We start from the raw sequence: 19,912 nt of genomic DNA, 5'->3' as shown, positions 1-19,912 counted from the left end.
CGCCCACCATGAGGATTCGCACCCGGCTGCTGCTCCTGCTCATCGCCACCGCCGCGCTGCCCACGGGAGCGGTGGGGCTCTTGACCTACCGGGGCGCGGAGGCGGCGCTCTCCGCGGCGGTGTCCGGCCAGCACCAGCGCACGGCGCGCGCCGAGGCGGAGCATGCCTCGGCCTATATAATGACCCTGGCCACGGAGCTGGACGGCGCGCTCCTGCACCAGGACCCGGCGACGCTCGGCCCCGCGGGCACCCAGGAGTTCCTCACCCGCGTCTTCCTGCGGAGGGATCGGCTCTCCCTCGTGGGCCTGTTCGACGCGAGGGGCCGGATGACGGCGAGCGTCTTCGTGGATGACCCGAAGGCCTTCGCCCGGCAGGAGCCGCAGTTCCGCCGCCACGACACCGTCTCCGCCGTGGAGGTGGAGGACTTCCGGCGCCGGGCCGTGGAACTGCTCGCCCACGCGCCGCCGGGCCAGGCCCATGCCATCTCCGAGCCCTACCTCACCGCCGTGCGTGGACGGCCCGCGGTGGTGGTGGCCGCGCGCTCCCCGGAGGCACCTGGAGGAGGACTCGCCACGGAGCTGGGCCTGGAGGAGCTGTCCGCGCGGCTGGCCTCGCGTGGGGAGGGCCACGAGCGCACCTTCCTCCTCGATGCCCGAGGCCGGCTGCTCCTGGACGGGGACGCGGCGCACGAGCGCGGCCAGGAGGACTTCTCCACGCGGCTCCCCCAGACCCGGGGGGCCCGAGTCCCAGGACTCGGCGATTACGAGGTCGCGGGCCAGACCTGGCTCGCCGCCTACAGCCCGGTGCCGGAGCTGGGCTGGGTGGCGGTGGTGGCCCGCCCCCGCGAGGAAGCACTCGCCCCCCTGCGCGCGCTCGCCCGGGGCTCGTTCGGAGTGCTGGAGCTAGCGCTGCTGGGCGTGCTGCTCCTCGCGCCCCTGCTCGCACGAGCCCTGGCGCGGCCCATCGCCCGGCTCGCGGACGGAGCGCGGGAACTCGCCCGGGGCCACCTCGCCCACCGCCTCCCACCCGAGCGCTCGGACGAACTCGGGGACCTGGCGCGCGCCTTCAACGACATGGGCCAGGCGCTGGAAAAGGCCCATCGGGAGCTCCTGGGTTTCAACGGCCAGCTCCAAGCCCAGGTGGAGGAGCGCACCCGGGAGCTGCGCGAGGCCCAGGCCCAGCTGTCCCGCAGCCAGCGCCTCGCCGCCATGGGAGACTTGGCGGCCGGCCTGGCGCACGAGATGAACAACCCGCTGGCCGCCATCCTGGGCAACGTGCAACTGGTGCTGATGGACCTGCCCCCGGAGGACGGCCCCCACCGGATGCTGTCCGCGGTGCACCAGCAGGCGCAACGCATCGCGGCCATCGTGCGCGAGCTGCAACTGCTCTCCGAGCGTCAACAGCGGGGCCGCCACGCGTTGGACCTGCACCGGGTGCTCAGACAGGCCCTGGAGACGCGCGGCGCGGAGCTGACCCAGGGAGGCGTGCAGGTGGATTGCCACTTCCACCCCGGCGAGGCACGGGTGCTCGGCGATACCCAGGCATTGGGAGACGTCTTCGCGCGGCTGCTCTGCAACGCGCTCAACGCCTTGAAGGATCGGCCCGAGCGCACCCTGACCCTGGCCACGCGCGTGGTGGACGCGCAGTTGGTGCGCGTGGAATTGCGAGACACGGGCCGGGGCATCCCGCGCGAGCACCTGGAGCGCATCTTCAACCCCTTCTTCACCACCAAGCAGGAGTGGACGGGCAAGGGATTGTCGCTCGCCGTGTGCCACCGAGTCGTCGAGGACCACGGAGGCACGCTGACCTTGCGCAGCGACGAGGGCGTGGGCACCACCGTCACGCTGGTACTGCCCGCGGCGCCCGCGGCCCGGCACCTGTCCTGACCCGCCCTGCACACCTACACGTAGTGGTTCAGGTCATTGGAAATCAAGGCGGCAACCAGAGTCGCTCCACCAGGTGGGCAGCGCTCGATCTCCACGCCCGGTACAATCGCCAAGGCATTCTCTGGGGAAAGTGGCTCGTATCCGAACACCTCCTGGATCGCATGCTCAATCATCGAAGTGCCCACCGCGACTTCCGGGGGCCGCTCTTGCAACAACACCTCGGGATCGTGTCCGAGCCCCTTGAGTCCGTAACAAAAGAAAACCGGGGCGAGCACACTCACGCACCCCACGGCGGTGAGTGGCTTCACCTCACACACGAGAGCCACCCTCCATGAGGGATGCATGTACGGCACTGTGAGTTCTCGCACCCGATACGCCGGCGTGGCTCGTTCCCGCAGAAGCGCCAACACCCGTTGCCAGGGCTCCGCATTCCGCAATGCGAGCCTCCATGCCGCTCGGGCCCGGAGATACTCGGGCGTTTCAGTATAACGCTCATCCCACGGTGCGATGCCATGCGGATGGAATTGCTGCGCGGTCTTGATCAGCGATGCAAGCGGAGTGTTCATCATTGACCGTCCGGCGAAATGGGAATGATCGGGATGTCGTGTATACAGGTGCTATTCACGCGGGACCCAGGAATAGTGCTCTTGAGAAGTCGGTCATACTCTCCGACGAAGGCGCCGCAGAGTACGGCGGACATTGCATCGGGTGTAGTCCTTGAGAGCACGAGATACGCGGCCTGATTGGCTGCTGTCGCCCCTGCGCCTTGCGCATGCTCGCTCGTGATGTCTCGCGGCGGTGGAGCATCCGGGCGAAGCCGGATCGGTATGCCTACCGTAAACGTACAACGAATTGTGGCACCGGTATTTCCATGAGTGAACGCGGCACGAAAGCAGACCGCTCGCCACCCGCCATCAACATCTACCGGAACAATCTGCCTGAACTCGAACTTCCTCGGCGTAATGAAGCCTTTTACCACGTTGGGGCCAGCGCCACACAGAACGCAGATCGTTGCCAAGCCCCAAATCCACTTCAAAGGCCTTATCATTAGCGCTCCGAAGAATATCGTCGATGAAACGGCAGGACTACTCCCCATTGAGGCTCCCGCCTGGGGAGCATCTCACTACGCGATCCGCTGGACCGGTCCCATCACGGTATCATGAAGCATCTCGGCTCGTCACGACCGGGCACCACACGGAGTATTGCCATCCATGATTCGTCCCAACCAATGACTCATCAATGGCTGGCCCAAGGGGAGGGAGAGTTGCCCTGCATCAGTGGCGCGCGCATCGACACCGGAGCTCCGCGGATGAGCCCGAGGGGCGCCACGAGTCCCCGTGTGATCCACGTCATTCCCAGGCAGTGAATCCCGTCACAGCCCCCGCGAGGCTCGGATGGCAGAACCATCTCCACCCTGGCGCCGCTGGCGCCCGGGCTCACAACGAGGAGAACTCCCATGTCGATTGCCCATTATGGATTGCTGGTGGCCCAGGCCGTCGAAGGTCGGCGCGCGACCGACTCCCACGCCCACTATCAGGTCATCGCCCAGGATCCGGCGAGCGGCGAGCCGTATCAGATCGACATCAATGTCCGCTCCAAGGACGGATCCGAGGTTCTCTATTACGTCTGCGATTCCTGCCAGAACGCCCTCACGGACAAGCTGCTGAACGGCCCCCGGACTGGCATCAATCCGCTTGAGAGCGTCCCGGACTCGCTGGCCATCGATTACCTCCGGGGCGGTCTCTTCCCCGTCTCGGACATGGCCCCGCTGGGCATGGAGTCCCCTCCACGCAATGACCTCAACGATCTGATCGACGGGTACATCCAGCGAGCCATCCAGACCCAGGGGGCGCGGCTGTTCGCGTTCGGGCAGTATTTCCTGGGTGGCAACGACAAGCGGCACGCCCACGACTCGGGCGACCAGCCCGCCAAGGGCATCCACGACATCCACATGAACCAGGGGAACGCGGGACAATGGGAGGGTGACAACGGGACCTACCAGGATGGCGGTCTGATGATCCACTACCCCGGCCAGGGCTGGGTGGCCCTCTTCCTCGCCTTCCAGGAGCAGGCCTTCCAGACTACGGCCTCCGGCGACCCGGCGGGCCCCTCCTGGGAGGAACTCCACGGAGGAGCAGTGGACGAGACTCCGGACTCCGCCGCGGCCTGAAGCGAGGCTCAGTCGGCCATCAGGCGCAAGCCGTCGGGCTCCAGCAGGGTGATGACGCCGCCCTCGACGGAGAGCAACTTCTCACGGGTGAAGAAGCGCAACCACCGGTTGGTGCTCTCGCGGGTGAGATTGCACAAACTGGCCAGGTCGCTCTGGGTCAACCGGGGTGAGATGGCCACTCCCTCCGGGCCGGACTCGCCCCGGCTCTGGGCCAGGTCCAGGAGCACGCGCGCCAGCCGGGCCCGCGCATCCAGGAAGTTGGTGTCGTGGATCGTGCGCGTGATGCGCCGCACCAGTCGGCTCAGGTCCGCCAGCAGGACGGGCAGGACCTGGGGCCGCTCCTGGAGGAAGCTCTGGAAGGCCTCGCGGTGCAAGCGCAACAACACCGTCTCCGAACGCACCACCGCGTCCGTGGAGCGGGGCGCGTCATCCAACAAGGCCAGCTCGCCAAAGCTGTCCCCCTGGGTAAGCAACGCCAGCGAGACCTCCTTGCCGTCCGGCGCGCTCAACCCGATGGTCACCTCACCGGAGTGGATGACATACAAATCGGTGCCCACGTCGCCCCGGTGAAAGAGGACCTGCCCGGGAAGCACATGCAAAGGCCTCAGCCGGGAGGAAAGCCGCTCGAGATCTTGAGGCTCCAACGAGGAGAACAGGGGCACCTGGGTGAGGCTGTCTGAGTAGGACATGGTCCGTGGTGGTGGATGGCCGGGAGTGAAGAACCATCCGCACGGAGGCTCATCATGCCCGGAATGGGACAAAGACGCCAACCACCCCCATCCCGGCCGCCCTGCTCACGGAGTGACGGCCTGGGGCAACGACTCCTTCTTCGCCACGGGCAGGTAGCACTTGCCCTGATACTCGGCCTGGGTGTCGAAGCAGGGAGGCTTCTTCGCAAGCTCTATCCAGCATCCGTTCTTGATCTCCACGGCGCCCTTGCGGGTCTCGCAGGGAGGCACGGCCTGGTCCACGAAGGGCTTGCTCGGCAGGGGATAGGAGATGAGCGCGGGATTCGCCCCCTCGAGCTTCGCCAGTGCGGGCGCACGCGTGAAGGAGAAAAACTCGGGAGGAACGTCTGCTCGCTGGCTCTCCAAGGGTCCGCCCGGACGCCCGGTCCAAACCCCCAGGCACAACAGGAACAGGGCGATGCCCGAGGCGGCCCCCCATCCCCGGGAGCCCAGGATCCAGAGCGCGAGGTAGGTCCACCGCGTCCAGCGGTTCGGAGGCCTGCCCGCGAGGTGGACCTTCACCTGGGGGCTGTCCTCCACGCGATGGCCCACCAGGGACATCAGGGTGAGGAGATTCACCCAATCCATGGTCTGCTCGGGGTCGGATTGACGCTCCACTTCCACGGTGACGGAGTCTGCTCCAGGCGAGAAGTAGAACCAGCCCCGCCGGGGCCCCATGGGCTGCCACTGCACGCTGTCCTTGGGAAACAACGTCAGGGCCGGTCTGCCCGTGAACACATTCACCGCTTCATAGAGCTCACCCAGCCTGGGCTCGACTTCATCGCAGCGCCGGAGCAACCGGAATGGCCCTGGTCCGTGCTCCCTCTCCGTCTTCTCATCCGACATGTGCTTGCCCCTCGATAGAGGCACACAATGTCCGGGAAATTGACCTCTGGAGTCAAGTCCACGGATGGAGCCTGTCGGGTCGGTATCGGTCAACCTGGAAGGTCAGGTCGCCTTGACGAAAGCGAGTCCCCTCGGTGTGATGACCATGGCCCACGCCCGCCATCCGGGCACGAGGGAGGCACACCGTGTCCACGCACTCGACAGGCACACGCGTCTTCCTCGGCACATGGGGACTGCTGCTGCTGACACTGTGGAGCGCGTGCGTCCCGGGCTCCGCCTCCAGGAGAAACCCGGCCAGGGCCGCCTCCACGGCCGAGCCCTCCGTCGAGGCGGCGGCCGAATACGACGTGAAGGAGGTGGAACCCGAAACGCTCCTGAACTGGCCGATGACGGTGAGCCCTCGGGACTTCCAGGGCGCGATGCGACACCTGAGCCAGAACCTGGCGCTCCGGGGCACCCCCCGCGAAGCGGCGCTCGAAGGGCTCGCGGCCTCCGGGGAGCCACCGGAGGATCCCTGGCGGCTGGAGGGCCACTGGCTGGCGGAGGTGTCCCACGGCCAGGTCTTGACGCTGGTGCCCCTGGACGAATCGCCCCTGACCCCCGAGGCCCAACGCGCCCTGCTGCGCGACTACGCGAGCTGGTGTCAGCGCCGGGGCGGGGGCGATTGCCTGTACCTGCTGGACGATGGGCCCTTCCTGCGCGCGGACGACAGGCGCACCCTGGCGCTCGCCCTCGCCCTGGGCGGCGTCCTGGACGAGGCGCTCGGCGCGCTGGAGCGCGAGGTGGCGAGCCCCCACGCCGTGCTATCCCTCCTGGTGTGGACCATCGGGCTCTACGCCATGCTCTGGCTGGTGCCCGAGCCGGTGAGCAAGGGCCTGGCCGCGGCACTCTCCGTATTGTTGATCTCCTGGCTCGGAGTGGACACCCTCTGGGGTCTTTTGGAGGGCTGGGCGCGGCTGGCCAGCCGCGCCCACGCCGCCACCCGCTTCTCCCAGTTGCGCGGAGCCGGCGAGGACTATGCCCGCGTCCTGGGCGAGAACGCGGCTCGGGCGCTCCTGATGAGCGTGGCCGCGCTCACGGGACGCACCCTCGGTGACCTCGCCGCCCGGGTGAAGGCGCTCCCGGGCTCCGACCTGGCGGGGGCGCGGTGGCTCATCCAGACGCAGGGACGGGCCGGCGAGGTCCTGGAGCAGGTAGAGGCCCTGGCCGCGAACGAAGCGCTCGCTCGGGCCGTGGTGACGGTGGAGACAGTGGCGGCGACTCCGGGGGGACCCCTGGCGGTCGTGCTCCTCAAGCGGCGTGGCCCGGCATCCTCCGCGACCGGCAGTGGCCCCTCCGTCACCGTGGGCCTGCGCCACCGGGGAGGCAACCAGCAGGTCATCCTGGACAACGGCCAGCGCTGGCACCTGCCTCGCGGCGCCTCTCCCCGCGACATTCCCCTTGCCGATCCGGTAGGAGACCAACTCCAACAGGCCGTCTCCCGGGCGGCGAGTGCGTGGGGGCCATCGGAGCTCAACCGCCAAGAACTACGAGCCATCAACAAAGCCCTGCAGGAAGGCAAGTATTGGCTCGCACGGCTCCTGGAGCGCGAGGCCCGGGGCCGGTTCGTGGAACGTCGGGTGAAAGCTCAATTCCGAAACCAGCTCAAATGGAACAAACAGGGAGTGGACGCAGAGCATCTGGAAACACGACTCAAATACGAAATCCTATCGGGCTCCCCATCCAATCTGGCATGGCACGGCAGACGAATGGCGGGTGAACTCTTCCGGATGATCACCTTCTGAAAGGGCGTACCATGGCATGGCTGGAAAATGTCTGTATCGAAGACAAGAAAATCCACAATGAGCGACTGGAACTGACCGACAACAATGCTCTCTATTTTGTCGGTCCGAACCTGGAGCTCAGGGAATGCACCCTCGTCCTGAAAGTGACCGCGAGACGACTGCACATCCGGGGTGCACGCTTCATCGACTGCACCATCGAGATGAAGCAAGCATTGAAGAGCCATTCGGATTGGCGCACGGCCACACTCAAGGGTTGCCGATTCAAGGGCAAGATGTCGGGATGCGACTTCGGCCACTCGCCCGAGTGGGCGAGCTCCATGTCCTTCGGCGAGGGCTTCATCGAGGACTGCGATTTCACCGAGGCGCAGTTGGATGGCTGCCGATTCCTGGGCTGTGACCCGAGCACCCTGCGCTTCCCCAAGTGGCCCTGCTTCACCATTCTGGACCCCATCGGCAGGAGCCAGGAACTCGCGCGGATGCCCTGGCCGGGAAACATTTCCCCCATCGTCATGGAAGGGAATGCCCAGGACCCCTCCGCGACGGTCGCCGTCACCTATCACGCTCCCACTCTCGCCAAGGAGTGTGGCACCACTCCCGAGGCCATCCTCGCCGTCCTGAAAACCTGCGAGGGTGTCATCTACTGACACGCCCCGCTCCGGCGGGGATGATTCTCGTCTGTACTTCCACGGAAGGCTCGCGGCACCCGCCCGCCTGGTCACCGGGCAAGCCCCGGGCTGCTTGAATGTCCCTGGGTGGCCTCCAGATGTTGAGTCCTGGCGGTAGCCTGGACACGACCTCCTCTTCTCCTGGCGAATCCGGGAACGGATCCCGCTAGCGTGGCTCCCCTGCGGTTCCCCTCCTGTCGCCCCCATCCCCGTGACTCCCGACTCCCAGATTCTTCTTCCCGTTGATCCTCACGAGGCGCTCCGAAAGGCCTATCTCTCCGCCCAGCTCAAGGGCAACCGCCGCGAGGCCCTGCGCCTGGTGGTGGACGAGGGCCTGCTGCGCGGCATTCCCTTCGCCACCCTGCAAGCGGAGATCATCCGCAAGGCGCAATGGGAGATTGGCCGCCTGTGGCAGGAGAACCACATCTCCGTGGCCCAGGAGCACATGGCCACGGCCATCTCCCAGCTCGCCCTGTCCCACCTCTATCGCCATCTGCCGAGGGATCCGGCCAACGGGCGCACGGTGATGGTGTCGTGCGTGGAAGGGGAGTTGCACGAGCTGGGCGCGCGCATGGCGAGCGATTTCCTGGAGATGGCGGGCTTCGACGTGCGCTTCCTCGGCGCGAGCGTGCCCGTGGAGCACCTGGTGCGCGAGGTGAGGGAATCCCCGCCGGACCTGCTGGCGTTGTCGGTGACGATGACGTTCCATCTGCCGGCCCTGCGCGAGGCGGTGGCGGCGGTGCGCGCGGCCATGCCCCAGGTTCCCCTGATGGTGGGAGGGCTGGCCGTGTCGTGGGCGCCCGGCGTGGAGGCGGAGCTGGGCGTTCCCTTCATGGGCACGGACGCGCGCGACCTGGTGGCCGCGGCCTGCCGACTGCTGGGGGTGTGAGACATGAAGACGCTCGCGAGAGAAGTGGAGGCCCGGATGGAGCGACTGGCCGCGGCCTCGGTGGGGGAGCTATACGCGGACCCCTTCTGGTTCGCCCGCTATGGCGAGGCACGCGCGCGCCGCTTCGGCAGCGAGGACGCCGTCTTCCACGTGCGCTACCTGGTGCAGGCGCTGGAGACGAGCGATGCCGGCGTCATGGAGCGCTACGCGCGCTGGTTGCAGGGGCTGCTGGTGCCTCGGGGCATGAGCTCGCGGCACATCGCGGCCCACTTCCAGGGGCTCCACGACGCGCTCGTGCACGAAGGGCTCACCCATCCCCCCCGGGCGCTCGAGTACGTGCGGGCGGCCGAGCAAGCCCTCCACTGGCCCGAGGGTCCCGCTCACGATTTGGGGCTCGCGCTGCCGCGATTGGTGCCCCTGACGCTGCGCCTCCTCGCGAGTGGCGAAGGGCGTTCCGAGCGCGACGCGGGCCTGGAAGAGGAAGTCCAGCTGCAATTTTCCTACCTCCAGGACGCGCTCGGGACGGGCCGGACCGGGCTGTTCGTCGACCACGTGAGGTGGTACGCCGGGTTCTGGCCTCGTCGGCGCCTGCGGGGTGACTACCGCACGCTGTTGCAGGCGATGGAAGCGGCATTGGCCCGTGACGCTTCGCTGCCGGAATTGCCCCGCGTGACCGTGGCCATGGGGCTCACCGCCCTGGACGAGGAGCATCCGTGACGACCCCCGTACCCACGCCCTTGTGGCAGGCCCTGAGCCGCGAGGTGGCGCTGGCATGCGCGGCGTCCGGTGAAATCCTCTGGGCGGACGAGCGTGCGGTACGGCTGTTGGAAGCAAAGCCCGGACATTCCCTGCGCGCGCTCGCGGCCCAGGGCACCGAGGACAAGGTGGAGCGGCTCATCACCCTCGCGCGTGACGAGCGCGTGGAGGGATGGGAGGTCGTGCTGTGCGTGGCGGACAAGCCGTGCACCTTCGCCTTCCGGGGAGCGCCGCATGACGGAGGCGTGGCGCTGGTGGGCAGCCTGGTGCCCGAGGACTATGCCGCCTCGCTGTCCCAGGTGAGTGAGACCCTGAGCGAGCTGGCGGCGCTGCACCGCGAGACGGAGCGCCAGCAGCGCGAGCTCAAGCGGCGCGCGGACGAATTGCTGCGCCTCAACCGCGAGCTGGAGGAGTCCAACCGCGGCGTGCGCACCCTGCACGCGGAGCTGGACGAGAAGACGGAGAGCCTGGTGCGCGCCGCGGAGATCAAGAGCCGGGTGGTGGCCAACGTGAGCCACGAGTTCCGCACCCCGCTGCACTCCATCCTCGGCCTCGCGCGGCTCTTGCTCAACCCCGCCAACGGCACGCTGTCCGGCGAGCAGCACAAGCAGGTGCAGTTCATCCGCGGCTCGGCCGAGGCCCTCTTCGAGCTGGTGAGTGACTTGCTGGACCTGTCCAAGCTCGAGTCGGGCAAGTCGACGCTCCGGCCCACGCGCTTCAACGCCCGGGACTTCCAGGGCGCGCTGCGGGGGATGATGCGGCCCCTCATTCCCGCGGACTCGCCGGTGGACCTGCGCTTCACCGAGCCCCTGGACGAGCTGCTGCTGGAGACGGACGAAGCCAAGGTGAGCCAGGTGCTGCGCAACCTCGTGTCCAACGCGCTCAAGTTCACCGAGAAGGGCCACGTCACCGTCTCCGTGAGGGCGGGGCCCGACGACACGGTGTGCTTTCAGGTGAGCGACTCCGGCATCGGCATCGCGCCCGAGCACCACCAGCACATCTTCGAGGAGTTCGCCCAGGTGGACAGTCCCCTGCAGAAGAAGGTGCGCGGCACCGGCCTGGGGCTCTCGCTGTCGCGGCGCATCGCCGAGTTCCTGGGGGGCGACCTCTCGGTGCGAAGCACCCCGGGTCAGGGCTCCACCTTCACCTTCACCCTGCCCCGCGTGCACCCGGAAGTGGCCGAGTTCGCGGGCATCACCGAGCGCAGCCAGCACCTGGACCCCACCCTCGCGCCCGTGCTCGTGCTGGAAGACGACCGGCAGACGCTCTTCCTCTACGAGAAGTACCTGTCGCGCTCGGGCTTCCAGGTGCTGCCCGTGCGCACGGTGGACGATGCGCGGCGCACCTTGCAGCGCGTGCGCCCGGCCGCCGTGGTGCTCGACGTCATGCTGGAGGGCGAGACGAGCTGGAGCTTCCTGTCCGAGCTCAAGACGAACGAGGCCACGCGCGACATCCCCATCCTCGTGGTGACGCTCATGGATCGGGAGCAGAAGGCACGCGCGCTCGGCGCGGATGAGTTCTGGCTCAAACCCGTGGCCGAGGAGCAACTGCTGCGCAAGCTCACCGCCATGGCCCGCGCCTCCCCGGTGCGCAAGCTGCTCATCATCGACGACGACGACGTGCACCGCTACCTCTTCCGCCAGATGCTCAACAACTCCCCGTACGTGCTGGAGGAGGCGGCCACGGGCCCCGTTGGCATCCGCATGGCGCGCGAGGGCAGTCCGGATCTCATCTTCCTGGACTTCGTGCTCCCGGACATGACGGCCTTCGACGTCCTGGACGAGCTCAAGGCGGACCCGCGCACCCGCGACATCCCCATCATCCTCCACACCGCGCACCAGTTGAAGGAGGAGGAGCGCCAGCGCCTGGCCAAGGAGACCTCCACCATCCTGGCCAAGCACACCCTGAGCCGCGAGGTCGCCATCGCCCGCATCCGGGATGCCCTGAACAAGAGCATCGGGAGCGGAGGGGAGGTGCGCCGTGGCTGAGCGGACCCAGGGCGAGAGCATCCTCGTCGTCAACGACGACCCGGCCAGCCTCTACCTGGCCTCGCGGCTGCTGAGCACCGCGGGCTACCGCGTGTTCGAGGCCGCCACCGGGCAGGAAGCGCTCGGCCTCGCCGGGCGCGAGCGTCCGGACGTGGTGGTGCTGGACGTGAAACTGCCGGACATCAGCGGCTACGAGGTGTGCCAGCGGCTGCGCGCCCACCCGGAGACGGCCTCCCTCGCGGTGATGCACACCTCGGCCACCTTCGTCACGCCGGACAAGAAGGTGCGCGGCCTGGACGGGGGCGCGGACGCCTACCTCACCGAGCCCTTCGAGGGAGAAGAGCTCATCGCCACCGTGCGCTCGCTCCTGCGCATGCGCCGCGCCGAGCAGGCCCTGCGCCGGCGCGCCGAGGACCTCACGGAGGCGGACCGGCGCAAGGACGTGTTCCTCGCCATGCTCGCCCACGAGCTGCGCAACCCCCTCGCCGCCATCACCACCGCCGCGGGCATCCTCGAGCGCCGGGACCCGCAGGATCCCCGCGAGGTCCGGATGATCTCCATCATCCAGCGCCAGACGAACCATCTGTCGCGGCTGGTGGACGACCTGCTGGACGTGAGCCGCATCACCCGTGGCAAAGTGGAGCTTCGCCGCGAGTGCGTGGACCTGTGCCAGGTGCTCGAACAGGTGCTCGTCTCCTTCCGCCCGCTCGCCGAGCAACGAAAGCTCACGCTGTCCTCCGAGCTGCCCGGCAAGGCCGTGTGGGTGGACGCGGACCCGACGCGGCTGGAGCAGGTCTTCACCAACCTGCTGGACAACGCGGCCAAGTACACGAATCCGGGGGGCTCGCTCTGGTTGAAAGCGAGGGAAACCCCCGGCGGCGCGGACCAGCCGGGCGTGCGTGTGAGTGTGCGCGACACCGGCATCGGCATCCGCCAGGACATGCTGCCCACGGTGTTCGAGCTGTTCTCCCAGGCGGATGAGTCGGTGGAGCGCTCACGCGGGGGCCTGGGCATCGGGTTGACGCTGGTGCGCAACATGGTCGACCTGCACGGCGGCCAGGTGGAGGCCCACAGCGCCGGTCCGGGCCAGGGCAGCGAGTTCGTGGTGTGGCTACCCGTGCGAGGGGGAATGATTCCATCCCCGGGGTTGCCCTAGGCTCGGGGTGACATGGCGTTCATCTCTGGATGGCGGCCCAGCCTGCTCACGAAATTCTACGGAGCCCTGCTCCTGTGCGTGTTGCCCCTGCTGCTGCTGCAACAGTACTACGTGCTGCCCATCATCCGCGGCCAGCTGCGCGAGGACCGGGTGCGCGCGGTGCGCAACCTGGTGGAGGTGGGCTACGGCATCCTCGAGGCCCAAGAGGCCCGGGTGCTCGCGGGCGAGCTGACTCCCGCCGAGGCGCGCCAGTCCGCGGCCGCGCTGCTCCAGCACCTCATCTACGAGGGCAACAAGTACTACTGGGTCAATGACCTGGAGACGCGGATGGTGGTGCACCCCTTCCTGCCCAACCAGATCGGCCAGGACATGACGGCGTACGTGGACCGGGCGGGCAAGCCGGTGTTCGTGGACATCGTGGAGCTGGCGCGGCAGCGGGGCGAGGGCGTGGTGGAGTACCTGGCCACGCGTCCGAACGAGCCCGACCCCATCGCCAAGCTGTCCTACGTGAAGCTGTTCGCCCCGTGGGGCTGGGTGCTGGGCACCGGCGTGTACATGGAGGATCTGGAAGAGGAGGTGGCGGCGGTGCAGCGGCGGGTGTGGGCGGCGCTGCTCGCCGGGGGCGTGCTGGCGGCGCTCGCGGGGGCGTACATCTCCCGGCGGATGCTCGCGCCCATGCGCACGCTCGTGGACGCGGCGGGCCTGGTGGCGCGGGGGGACTTGCGCATCTCGGTGCCCCCCCCCTCCCAGGACGAGGTGGGGGACTTGAGCCGGGCCTTCAGCGGCATGGTGACGGACGTGCAACGCATGCTCGGGGAAATGGCCGAGGTGTCTCGGGTCACCGAGGTGGGCGCGGGGAACATCCACCGCGCCACGGACGGGCTCCGGCAGGTGGCGCAGGACCAGTCCTGGGGCATGCAGAACGTGTCCGCCACGGTGATGGGGATGACGCAGCAGCTCGCCAAGGGCGCGCATCAGGCGGAGCTGACGGCGCGCACCGCCGAGGCCAACGAGCAGGCCGCGCGCGAGGGCGGCGTGGGCGTGCGCGTCACGGACGAGAAGATGAAGCAGATCGCCCAGGTGGTGGAGCGCTCGGCGCGCACGGTGGACCGGCTCACCGAGTGGAGCGAGGAGGTGGAGCGCGCCATGGAGCTCATCTCGGACGTGGCGGATCAGACGCGGGTGCTGGCGGTGAACACGTCCATCGAGGCGATGCGCGCGGGCGAGCACGGCAAGGGCTTCGCGGTGGTGGCGCTCGAGGTGCGCAAGCTGGCGGAACAGGCGCGCGCGGCGGCGGAGCGGATCCGCGCGCTCATGCAGCAGAGCAAGGCGGAGACCCAGGCGGCGGCGGCGCAGATGCGCGAGGGGCGTGCCCGGGTCCACGAGGGCCTGCGGCTCTCGGCGGACACGGGCAAGGCGCTCGAGCGCATCGTCACCGGCGCGGAGGAAATCCAGCGGCGGGTGAAGGAGACGGCGAGCGCCCACGCGGCGGAGGCGGCCGCGGGCGAGACCCTCGCGCTGCGCATCCACACCCTGTCCGGCCAGGCGATGGAGGCGGCCAAGGAGGTGGAGCACATCACCCGGGCCGCGGAGGAGCTCACCGCCCGGGCCCGTCAGTTGCGCGAGCGGGTGACGCGCATCCAGGTGAACGCCTCCGAGACGCCGTGAGGCCTACCGGCAGTCCGCGCGGCGCAGGGAGACGCCCGCCTCGCTCCTCCACTCCGGGCTCCCGGATGAAGCGGTTACTGACGGATGACCTGCACCTCGTCCAGGTGGACGAAGCTGCTGCCCGTGAAGGCCTGGGTGTGGAGACCGAACTCCAGGTAGCCCGCCGTCACGGCGATGGTGGGCGTCTCGATCTGGGTCCAGTTGCCGTAGGTGCCGAGGTTCGTGGAGGCGGGAGTGCACTCGGCGCACGTCTTGGCCTGGAGCCGGGAGAAGCCAAAGTCACCGCCCTTGCGGACCTGGGCGCGCACCCGGTAGTTGCCATTGGGGATGTTGCTGATCATCTGGTACGTCCACGTCTCGAAGGCGCCCGGGCTGTAGTGCGTCAGGTGGTTGGCGCTGTTGTAGCCCCCGTTGTACGTCTCGGTGAACGCGGCGCCCTGAGTGCCATTGGGCGACCAGGTGTTCCACCCCGACATGCCGGACTCGAAACTCGCGTTGGTGACCGTGGGGTTGCCACCGGAGGGCGGCGGGGTGGTGCCACCACCGTTGAGGAGGGTGGCCGCCCTGTCCGGCTGCAGCGCCACGAAGGCGTTGAAGGCCTCGTTGAGCTGCGCCTGCTTGCCGGAGTCGCCCGCGTACTGCTTGCGCTGCGCATACAGCTTGGCGATGAGCTCCAACTGGCTCTGCCCATATGGCACGCCGAGCTTCTGCTGCAGGGTGGTCAGGGCGCCATAGCCAAACTCGCGCGTCGGCTCGATCATCGTGCCTTCGCCGTAGTCATTCCAGGTGGCCAGCTGGATCCAGTTCACGCCACTGTTCTTGGCCATGTCCATCGTCTGGCCGAAGGTGCCAGCCCCGTTGTGGGGAATGGTCCACGTCGGGCCGCCCCAGCCGCCCTCGTTGTAGAAGGAGTGGAAGCCCGGGTAGGCCACGCCGAACTTCACGCCCGGCGACACGTTCGCGTACCAGTGCTGCAACCCGGCGGTGAAGTCCGAGTAGATCCACGGGTACTCGCCCTGGGCGTTCGCCCCGGCATCGCCCTTCTGGTACCAGAGCGTCAGGAAGGTCGGCTTGGTCGACAGGGGCGAGAAGATGTTGCTCCAATCCGACGGCGACTTGAACGTCTGCGGGCCGAAGTCCAGGAGCAGCGGCGCGTTGTTGATCTTGATGTAGTTGGAACGGTTGAAATAGTTGTCCCGCATGTAGACCATGTCACTGCGGGCCGCGCCGAGCTTGTCCGGAACGGAGCAACCGTAGGTGGGCGCCAGCGTGAAGTTGTTGTCCTCGTAGACGATGGCGAACTCCAGACCCGCGGCGGCCGTCTTGTTGATGAAGGCCTCGGCGTTCTGCTTGTTCTTGGGGTAGTCCACGCAGTTGAGCGTGCCCGGCCAGTCGATGAGCACGCCATCCACGCCGGCGTACTTCATGAGCAGCAACTGGTACTCGATGACGTCCTTGTCACCCGACCCGTAGGGCCCGATGAGCGGATAGTAGTGCGCGGCGATCTGCCGCTTGCCCGAGCCATCCACGATGTTGGGATTCTTGGTGTTCATCGTCCAGTGGGCACCCCAGGCGCCATTGCCCGAGGTGGTGTTGGACTCGAACCAGGGCATGAGATGGACATAGACCTTCTTCGTGAAGCTCTTGCTCACGGCCACCGGAGCGCCCACGGACGCGGTGGGCTCCTGGGTATCGGTCGGAGCCGAGCCACAGCCCGCCAGCACGAGCGCGGCGACCACGCCCGCTCCCTCGTTCACGAAACGACGACGCGTCATGACACTGCTCCTTCGATGGGGGGCCTCACCACACCGTGTCTGGAATGAGGACGGACGGGGGAACGAGGCCGCACTGGAGACGACGGCAAGAGAGTTCGCCGCGCGGCACATTATCACTGTCATAGTTCTCATCAACCAGAAATACCGTCTTATCCAGCCAGAATAGCCAAAACCGAAAATTCCTCCTTCCGGGACGAAGCCCCCCGGGACATGGACGCCAGCCCCGAAGCGGGGGTAGACGAAATCCCATGCGACTGCTGGCGCCATGCCTCGTCCTGCTCCTCGCCACGCCCGGTGTCACCGCCCCACAGGGCCCGCCTGGCACGTACTCCCCCGCTCGCTCGCGCACATTGGAGAAGCAACTGCTCGGCGCCGTGCGCGCGGTGGGCTTCGAGCAGGTGCTCGACTGGCGGCGGCAGGGCCAGCGCATCGCGCACCCGCCCAACGTGGACGTGGCGGTCATCGAGCTGGACGCGAAGGGACGCCCGGTGGCGGCGGCCAACGTGTTGCTGTCTCGGGACTACCCCCAGGGCCGGGGCGTCCCCATCGAGGCGAAGACCCTGGGCACGCGGGCGGTGCGCTTCACGCGCTGGGACCTGGATCGCTGGAACGGCAAGACGGGCTGGGCGGACGCGGGAGCGGACGCGGACGTGGTGCCCGGGCGAGAGGGCGCCGCGTTGCGCTTCATGGCGCCCTACCCCGCGTCGCTGTTCAAGATCCTCATCGCCTACGGCGTCCTGCGGCAGGTGGACCGGGGCGGGCTGACGCTGGACACGCCCTATCACTTCACGAATGGAAAGGAGGAGCGGGGCGAGCGCCCGCTGCGCGGCTGGTTGGATCCCATGATCACCGAGTCGAACAACGGCGCGACGGAGGCGCTGGTGAAGTGGCTGCACGAACGGGGCGCCATGGCGAAGCTGAACGCGGACCTGGCGGAGCTCGGCCTGGGGACGCTCCAGGTGAACGGGACCTCGCCCGTGACGGGCCGGAGCTGGCAGCCGGGGAGCATCCACATGACGGCGCTCGACACGGCGCGGCTGTTCCTGCTCATCAACGGAGGGCCGGGCACGCTGTGGAAGACACCCCGGGGCCGAGCGGTGACGGCGGCCGAGCTGTCCGACACCTCACGGACCTTCCTGAAGAAGCTCCTGGCGGAGCAGGGGTTCGCGGAAGGCTTGAGCTCCACGGTGGTGTGCGGAGACCCCAACGCACGGCCGGGACTGCCCGTGGCGGAGCCCTCGCGCTGGCTGGACGGGGAAGGCACGGCGACGGTGGGGACGAATGCGTTCAAGCGGGACACCCGGCCGTGCAACGCGGCGGCCCAGGTGGAGTTCCTGCACAAGACGGGACAGACGGAGAACTATGGCAGTGACGCGGGCATCGTCCGGGCACTGCCGGGACACCCGCCCCGGCACTACGTCATCGCGTTCCTGTCGAACCTCGGCTACCGCTACTACGACGCGGGCGTGGCGGGGACGGCGAACTTCCAGGACGAGGAGAATGGCTTTCCCCGGGTGGTGACGGGCATCCACTTCACCCAGACCATCGCGGACCTGGGCCGCCGGGTGGACGAGGTGATGAAGCAGCGAAGCGCCCCCTGAAGAGGGAACACCCCGGGAGGCACCCCAGGGCGGGGAGACCTCTCGGGGTGGGGAGCCTCCCGTGAATCACAGCGAGGGGACGGAGGGGTCCACCTGGAGCTGCTGGGGCTCGGCGCTCTTGGGCATCGACTTGCCCAACTCGCTGGACAGCTTGTCGAGGGCCTCACCGGCCTGGGCGATCTTCTGGGCGTCGCCGCTCGCCAGCAGGTCGAGCACGTCCTTGAGCGCGCTGGTCAGCTTCTCGATGACCGACTTGGGGTCGGCGGCCTCGGGAGACGCGGGAGCCGCGGGAGCCGCCTCGGCCGGAGCCGAGGGAGCCGCCGGAGCCGCGGGGGCAGCCGCCCCGGCCCCACCCGCGCCGCCAGCGCCGCCCGCACCACCCGCCGGAGCCGCCCCGGCCCCACCCGCGCCGCCAGCACCCGTCGACCCACACTTGCCGGCGCCACCCGCCGCACCGGCCTCACCCTGCTTCTGACCGCCCAGCAGCTCCACCAACTGGCCGAGCGCCTTGGTCACTTCCTCCAGCTTCTGGAGAAGCTCCTGCTTCAACCCGCCCTTGTCGGCCTTGCCCACGCCGCCGGCATCGAAGCTGTCCGCCAGCATCCGCTTGCCCTCGAGGCCCTGGGGCTTCACCGCGTCCACGCCCTTCGACTCGATGACGGGCGCCTGGACGGGAGAGGAGACGTTGTTGGCGTTGAAGGAAGGAGCGGGACGGGAGGCGGAGGACAGGGAGGAGATGGACATGGCGATCATTCCTGCGCGATTGAGAGGGAGGAAACCGGGGCCACCGCTTCGTGGCATGCCCAGACGTAGAGCAGGACGCGTGCCAACGCCCCACGGGAGGCGCTTCCCTCGGAGAGCCCCCGAGCCCGGGGCCTCGAAGCACCCCAAAACCCGGTGACTGCGGTCACCACCTGGAGTCCACCGTCACCAGTTCCCCCTCTCGCGAGGGGCCAGGGACCTCACGGCACCAGCACGAGCTTGCCCACGGTGGTGCCGGACTCCAGCGCCCGGTGCGCGTCGGCGACCTGGCCGAAGGGGAAGCGGGTCACGGGCGGAGGCAGGATGCGTCCCTCGTCCACCCACGCGAGCAATCGGCCCATGGCCTCCTCCAGCACGTCACGCCGCTCGAAGAGGTAGGACAGGTTGAAGGCCAGGACGCTCGCGTTGTCGCTGGTGAGGTCGAGCGGATTGAAGCGCGGGGTGCGCAGGAAGTCGGCGGCGAGCTTCAACCAGTTCGGCCGGCCGCCCTGACGGGGCAGCATGGAGTGGAAGCCGTAGAGCACGAGCTTTCCAGGCCGGGCGAGGTGCTTGTAACTCTCGCTCAGCGTGGAGACGCCATTGGCGTCGAGCACCACGTCATAGCCTTGTGGGGAGATGCGCTCGGCGGCGCGCCACAAGTCCTCGCGGCTCTTGTCGATGACGGCGTCGGCCCCGAGCGCCCGCGCGGCCTCCACCTTGTGACTCGCCCCCACCACGCCCACGGTGCGGCACCCCGCGATGCGTCCCAGTTGCAGCAAGGCTCCGCCCACGCCCCCGGCGGCCGAGTGCACGAGCAGGGTCTGTCCCGGGCGCGGATGGGCCAGCTCGAAGAGGGCGAAGTACGCGGTGAGGAAGACGGCGGGGAACCCGGCCGCCTGGGCCATGTCGAAGCGCGCGGGCAGCGCGAACACCTGATGCCGGGGCACGGCCACCCGGGTGGCGTAGCCGCCAAAGCGCGTGACACCGAACACCCGGTCCCCGGGCGCCAGATCCGTGACGGAAGCACCCACCGCGCACACCGTCCCGGCGAACTCGAAGCCCGGAGTGATGGGCCAGCCGACATACTCCCGGGCCGAGGAATACAAGCCCATGCGGACGACACAGTCGGCGTAGTTGACGCCAATGGCCTCCGGAGCGACGACCACCCCCGTGGGCTCGGGCAGGGGATCGGGCCGAGTCTCGACCGTGAGCCGGTCGTAGCCTCCGGCGCGCGGGATGACCACGTGGCGCATGGAGCA

At 68.4% G+C, this 19,912-nt stretch carries 16 protein-coding genes; 10 read left to right on the top strand and 6 right to left on the bottom strand.

Annotated features, from left to right (window positions below; genetic code table 11):
- Window positions 1–8 precede the first annotated feature (8 nt).
- A complete protein-coding gene (locus MEBOL_RS18390; RefSeq protein ID WP_095978664.1) occupies window positions 9–1,886 on the top strand; it encodes a sensor histidine kinase in 1,878 nt (625 codons plus the stop codon).
- A gap of 14 nt (window positions 1,887–1,900) precedes the next feature.
- On the opposite strand, the gene MEBOL_RS41875 is transcribed toward MEBOL_RS18390, so the two are convergent.
- A complete protein-coding gene (locus tag MEBOL_RS41875; protein WP_170115535.1) occupies window positions 1,901–2,455 on the bottom strand; it encodes a hypothetical protein in 555 nt (184 codons plus the stop codon).
- 887 nt (window positions 2,456–3,342) lie between these two features.
- Between MEBOL_RS41875 and MEBOL_RS18380 the strand changes: the two genes are divergently transcribed.
- Window positions 3,343–4,056, top strand: coding sequence for a YukJ family protein (locus tag MEBOL_RS18380; protein WP_095978662.1), 714 nt, complete (start codon window positions 3,343–3,345; stop codon window positions 4,054–4,056).
- Between the two features lie 8 nt (window positions 4,057–4,064).
- Here the strand turns inward: MEBOL_RS18380 and MEBOL_RS18375 are convergent, their stop codons facing one another.
- Window positions 4,065–4,745 (bottom strand): Crp/Fnr family transcriptional regulator, encoded by a 681-nt coding sequence (locus tag MEBOL_RS18375; RefSeq protein ID WP_095978661.1) that lies wholly within the window; start codon window positions 4,743–4,745, stop codon window positions 4,065–4,067.
- 105 nt (window positions 4,746–4,850) lie between these two features.
- Complete coding sequence (locus MEBOL_RS18370) at window positions 4,851–5,630, bottom strand: hypothetical protein (RefSeq protein ID WP_095978660.1); 780 nt, start codon at window positions 5,628–5,630, stop codon at window positions 4,851–4,853.
- Window positions 5,631–5,815: 185 nt separating this feature from the next.
- On the opposite strand from MEBOL_RS18370, the gene sitA5 reads away from it, so the two are divergent.
- The 7 genes from sitA5 to MEBOL_RS18335 all read left to right on the top strand — a co-directional run bounded on the left by sitA5 (window position 5,816) and on the right by MEBOL_RS18335 (window position 14,536).
- The gene (sitA5, locus tag MEBOL_RS42960; RefSeq protein WP_245919879.1) at window positions 5,816–7,414 is read left to right on the top strand and encodes a SitA5 family polymorphic toxin; all 1,599 of its coding nucleotides are present in this window, start codon (window positions 5,816–5,818) and stop codon (window positions 7,412–7,414) included.
- Between the two features lie 11 nt (window positions 7,415–7,425).
- Window positions 7,426–8,058, top strand: a complete 633-nt coding sequence (locus tag MEBOL_RS18360) for a pentapeptide repeat-containing protein (protein WP_095978659.1) — start codon at window positions 7,426–7,428, stop codon at window positions 8,056–8,058.
- A gap of 232 nt (window positions 8,059–8,290) precedes the next feature.
- Complete coding sequence (locus tag MEBOL_RS18355) at window positions 8,291–8,968, top strand: cobalamin B12-binding domain-containing protein (RefSeq protein ID WP_245919877.1); 678 nt, start codon at window positions 8,291–8,293, stop codon at window positions 8,966–8,968.
- 3 nt (window positions 8,969–8,971) lie between these two features.
- Window positions 8,972–9,685, top strand: coding sequence for a hypothetical protein (locus MEBOL_RS18350; RefSeq protein ID WP_157775161.1), 714 nt, complete (start codon window positions 8,972–8,974; stop codon window positions 9,683–9,685).
- Entirely contained in the window at window positions 9,682–11,712 is a 2,031-nt protein-coding gene (locus tag MEBOL_RS18345; RefSeq protein ID WP_095978657.1) for a hybrid sensor histidine kinase/response regulator, read from the top strand. The genes MEBOL_RS18350 and MEBOL_RS18345 overlap by 4 nt, the downstream gene beginning before the upstream one ends.
- Window positions 11,705–12,868, top strand: a complete 1,164-nt coding sequence (locus MEBOL_RS18340; protein WP_095978656.1) for a hybrid sensor histidine kinase/response regulator — start codon at window positions 11,705–11,707, stop codon at window positions 12,866–12,868. Before MEBOL_RS18345 ends, MEBOL_RS18340 begins: the two co-directional genes overlap by 8 nt.
- Window positions 12,869–12,880: 12 nt before the next feature.
- A complete protein-coding gene (locus MEBOL_RS18335) occupies window positions 12,881–14,536 on the top strand; it encodes a methyl-accepting chemotaxis protein (RefSeq protein ID WP_095978655.1) in 1,656 nt (551 codons plus the stop codon).
- Window positions 14,537–14,610: 74 nt separating this feature from the next.
- On the opposite strand, the gene MEBOL_RS18330 is transcribed toward MEBOL_RS18335, so the two are convergent.
- Window positions 14,611–16,311, bottom strand: coding sequence for a glycoside hydrolase family 99 protein (locus tag MEBOL_RS18330; RefSeq protein ID WP_095978654.1), 1,701 nt, complete (start codon window positions 16,309–16,311; stop codon window positions 14,611–14,613).
- A 248-nt stretch (window positions 16,312–16,559) separates the two neighbouring features.
- Here MEBOL_RS18330 and MEBOL_RS18325 point away from each other — a divergent pair, with 248 nt between their 5' ends.
- On the top strand, window positions 16,560–17,912 hold the full coding sequence (locus MEBOL_RS18325) for a serine hydrolase (RefSeq protein ID WP_095978653.1): 1,353 nt from the start codon (window positions 16,560–16,562) through the stop codon (window positions 17,910–17,912).
- 66 nt (window positions 17,913–17,978) lie between these two features.
- On the opposite strand, the gene MEBOL_RS41255 is transcribed toward MEBOL_RS18325, so the two are convergent.
- Together MEBOL_RS41255 and MEBOL_RS18315 are read right to left on the bottom strand one after the other, a co-directional pair.
- Window positions 17,979–18,656, bottom strand: coding sequence for a hypothetical protein (locus MEBOL_RS41255; protein WP_157775158.1), 678 nt, complete (start codon window positions 18,654–18,656; stop codon window positions 17,979–17,981).
- A 218-nt stretch (window positions 18,657–18,874) separates the two neighbouring features.
- Entirely contained in the window at window positions 18,875–19,906 is a 1,032-nt protein-coding gene (locus MEBOL_RS18315) for a synaptic vesicle VAT-1 family membrane protein (protein WP_095978652.1), read from the bottom strand.
- Between the last annotated feature and the right edge of the window lie 6 nt (window positions 19,907–19,912).

This window comes from Melittangium boletus DSM 14713 (genome assembly GCF_002305855.1).
Lineage (GTDB): Bacteria > Myxococcota > Myxococcia > Myxococcales > Myxococcaceae > Cystobacter > Cystobacter boletus.
This window is presented reverse-complemented; position numbering and strand designations above follow the sequence as displayed.